This is a genomic window from Streptomyces sp. ADI95-17 (genome assembly GCF_003846175.1).
Taxonomy (GTDB): Bacteria; Actinomycetota; Actinomycetes; order Streptomycetales; family Streptomycetaceae; genus Streptomyces; species Streptomyces sanglieri.
In genome coordinates this window covers 49,714-53,047 of record NZ_ML123053.1, presented here as the reverse complement: position 1 = coordinate 53,047, position 3,334 = coordinate 49,714, and the positions used below count along the sequence as shown (strand labels likewise).

Below are 3,334 nucleotides of genomic sequence, written 5' to 3'. Positions count from 1 at the left end.
GTCGACGTCCGCCGGGGACAATCCGGCGTTGGCCAGGGCCTCTTGGATGACCCGCTGCTGCGAAGGACCGTTGGGGGCGGTCAGACCGTTGCTCGCGCCGTCCTGGTTCACCGCGGAACCGCGTACGACCGCGAGGACCTGGTGGCCGTTGCGGCGCGCGTCGGAGAGGCGCTCCAGGAGCAGCAGACCCGCACCCTCGGCCCAGCCCGTGCCGTCGGCAGCCTTCGCGAAGGCCTTGCAGCGGCCGTCCGTGGCCAGGCCGCGCTGCCGGCTGAACTCGATGAACGCACCGGGCGTCGACATGACCGTCACGCCGCCGGCCAGCGCCAGCGAGCACTCGCCCTGCCGCAGCGCTTGCGCGGCCAGGTGCAGCGCGACCAGCGACGACGAGCAGGCCGTGTCGACGGTGACGGCGGGGCCCTCCAGGCCGAACGTGTAGGACAGCCGTCCCGACACCACGCTGGCCGCCGTGCCCGTCAGACCGTAGCCCTCGACGCTGTCCGGCGAGAACTGCAGCAGCGACGCGTAGTCCTGGCCGCTGGACCCGGCGAACACACCGACGCGCTCACCCGACAGCGACAGCGGGTCGATGCCCGCCCGCTCGAACGCCTCCCACGCCGTCTCCAGGAGCAGCCGCTGCTGCGGGTCCATCGACAGCGCCTCGCGGGGGCTGATGCCGAACAGGGCCGGGTCGAACTCCGTGGCCCCGTCGAGGAATCCGCCCGACTGCACATAGGACGTGCCCGCGGCGTCGGGGTCGGCGTCGTAGAGCCGCGTGGTGTCCCAGCCGCGGTCGTCCGGGAAGGGCGACATCGCGTCGCCGTCCTCGGTGACGAGCCGCCACAGGTCCTCGGGGCTCGCGACCCCGCCGGGGAAGCGGCAACTCGTCGCGACGATCGCGATGGGCTGCTGCTCCTCGGACTCCACCTCGCGCAGACGCTGCCGGGTCTGATGGAGGTCGGCCGTCACCCGCTTGAGGTACTCGAGGAGCTTTTCTTCAGCCACCATTACCGCTAACCCCTTTGTATAGAACCGAAGTACGGTGCCGCCGCATCAGGAGGCCCCAAGTTCGTTGTCGATGAATGCCAGGACCTCGTCGGCCGACGCCGACTCCAACTTCTCGGTGACGGTGGCCCCGTCACCCCCTGCGGGCTCGTCGTCCCAGCCGGCGAGGATGTCCCTCAGCCGTGCCGCGATCCGGTGCCGCGCGGTGCGGTCCGCGGAGAGCGTCGCGAGGCTCGCCTCGAGCCGGTCGAGCTCCGCGAGGACGGGCACGGTCTGCGGCTCCGCGTCGCGGCCCGCCTCGCCCTTGAGGAAGGCGGCGAGGACGACCGGCGTGGGGTGGTCGAACGCCAGCGTCACCGGCAGCCGCAGGCCGGTGCGGGTGCTGAGCCGGTTGCGCAGCTCCACGGCGGTCAGCGACTCGAACCCGAGGTCCCGGAAGGGCCGCTTGGGTCCGATGGCCTCGATGTCGGTGTAGCCCAGCGCCCCGGCCGCCTCGGTGCGCACCAGCTCCAGGAGCATCTGGCCGAGTTCCACGTCCGAGAGCTCGGCCACGGCACGCCGGAACTCCGCCGCGTCGTCCGCGCCGGTGTCGCCCGCCTGCTCGGCCGCCCGCGCGATCTCCCGCATCTGCGGCACATCGCTGATCAGCGGGCTGGGCCGTGCCGCCGTGAGCGCGGGACCGAAGCGGTCCCAGGCGATGTCCGCCACCAGCTGCGCGGGACCGTCCTGTGCCACCGCCCGGAACAGCGCCGTGAGCGCGGACTCGGTCGGCAGCGCGGCCAGACCGCGCCGGCTCGTCCGCTCCAGGAACGTGTCGTCGTCGAGGGCGGGACCGCCTTCGGCCCACGGGCCCCACGCGATGGACGTGGCGGCGAGTCCCAGGTCCCTGCGGTGCTCGGCGAACGCGTCCAGGTAGGCGCCGGCTGCGGCGAAGGCCCCCTGCCCCGCGCCGCCGACCGTGCCGGCTACACCGGAGAACAGTACGAACGCCGAGAGGTCGAGTTCCCGCGTCGCCTCGTGCAGGTTGCGCGCACCGGCGGCCTTGGCCCGCAGGGCGCGGGCGAGACGCTCGGGGGTCAGCGCGTCGACGACCCCGTCGTCCAGCTCGCCCGCGGCGTGCAGCACCGCAGTGATCCGCTCCCCGTCAGCCATCAACTTGCCTACCAGGGCGGTCAGTTCATCCAGGTCGGCCACGTCGCACGCGGCGACCGTGACCCGCACGCCCGTCCCCGCGAGCTCGTCGCGCAGCCGCTCGACGCCCGGCGCCCGCAGCCCGCTGCGGCCGATCAGGACGACGTGTTCTGCGCCGCTGCCGCCGAGCCGGCGGGCCACCCGCGCCCCTATCGCCCCGGTGCCGCCGGTGATCAGCACCGTGCCCTCCGGCTCCCAGGCCCGGCCCGCTGCCGTCGCCGGCGCGGGCAGCAGCCGCCGGGCGAGCACGCCCGCCGACCGCACCGCCAGCTGGTCCTCGTCGCCGCCCGCGGCGAGCAGCGCGCCCAGCCGGGCCACCGCACGCTCGTCGAGCACCTCGGGCAGGTCGATCAGCCCGCCCCAGCGGTCCGGGTGTTCGAGCGCGGCCACGCGGCCGAGCCCCCACACCTGCGCCTGCGCCGGGCGCGCGGCACCGTCCGCGGGACCCGTGGACACCGCACCCCGTGTCAGGCACCACAGCGGCGCCGTCACGTCCGCGTCGCCCAGCGCCTGCGTCAGGGCCAGCGTGGCGGCCAGACCGGCCGTGGCCTCCGGCAGCCCGGGGACCGGCTCCTCGTCCAGGGCGCACATCGAGAGGACCCCCTCGACGGCGGTGCGGCCGCCCAGCGCTCCGGTCAGCTCTCCGGCCAGTGCCGCGCGGTCGAGCACGTCGCCCGGCGCACACTGCACGATGTCGACTCCCAGCCCGCGCAGCCCTTCCGCGACGGCCTCGACCGCGTCGCCGGCGTCGCCGCCGGCGCCGGTCCCGGGTGCCACAAGGAGCCAGGTCCCCGACAGGGACGCCGTGTTCTCGGCGAGCGGCTTCCAACTGATGCGGTACCGCCAGGAGTCGGCGGCGGCGTTCTCGCGCCGCTGCCGCCGCCACGACGAGAGGGCCGGAAGCACCTCGCCCAGCGGAGAGTCCGGCACCTCCTCCAGGTCCAGCGTCGCGGCCAGCGCCGCGAGATCGCCCTGCTCGACGGCGTCCCAGAACTGGGCGTCCACCGGGTCCACCACGCCTGCGTCCGGGAGGGCCAGGGCCTCGGGCCAGTAGCGCTGTCGTTGGAAGGGGTAGGTGGGCAGGTCCACGTGCGTGGCCCGCTGCCCCGCGAACACCGCCTCCCAGTCCAGCTCCACG

At 74.6% G+C, this 3,334-nt stretch carries 2 protein-coding genes; both read right to left on the bottom strand.

Annotated elements, in window-relative coordinates:
* Nucleotides 1-1,008 (bottom strand): beta-ketoacyl synthase N-terminal-like domain-containing protein (locus tag EES42_RS39500; protein WP_206433813.1); only part of this gene is annotated, 1,008 nt, incomplete at its 3' end.
* A gap of 45 nt (nucleotides 1,009-1,053) precedes the next feature.
* The coding region (locus EES42_RS45280) for an SDR family NAD(P)-dependent oxidoreductase (protein ID WP_164495501.1) at nucleotides 1,054-3,334 on the bottom strand (2,281 nt) is incomplete at its 5' end.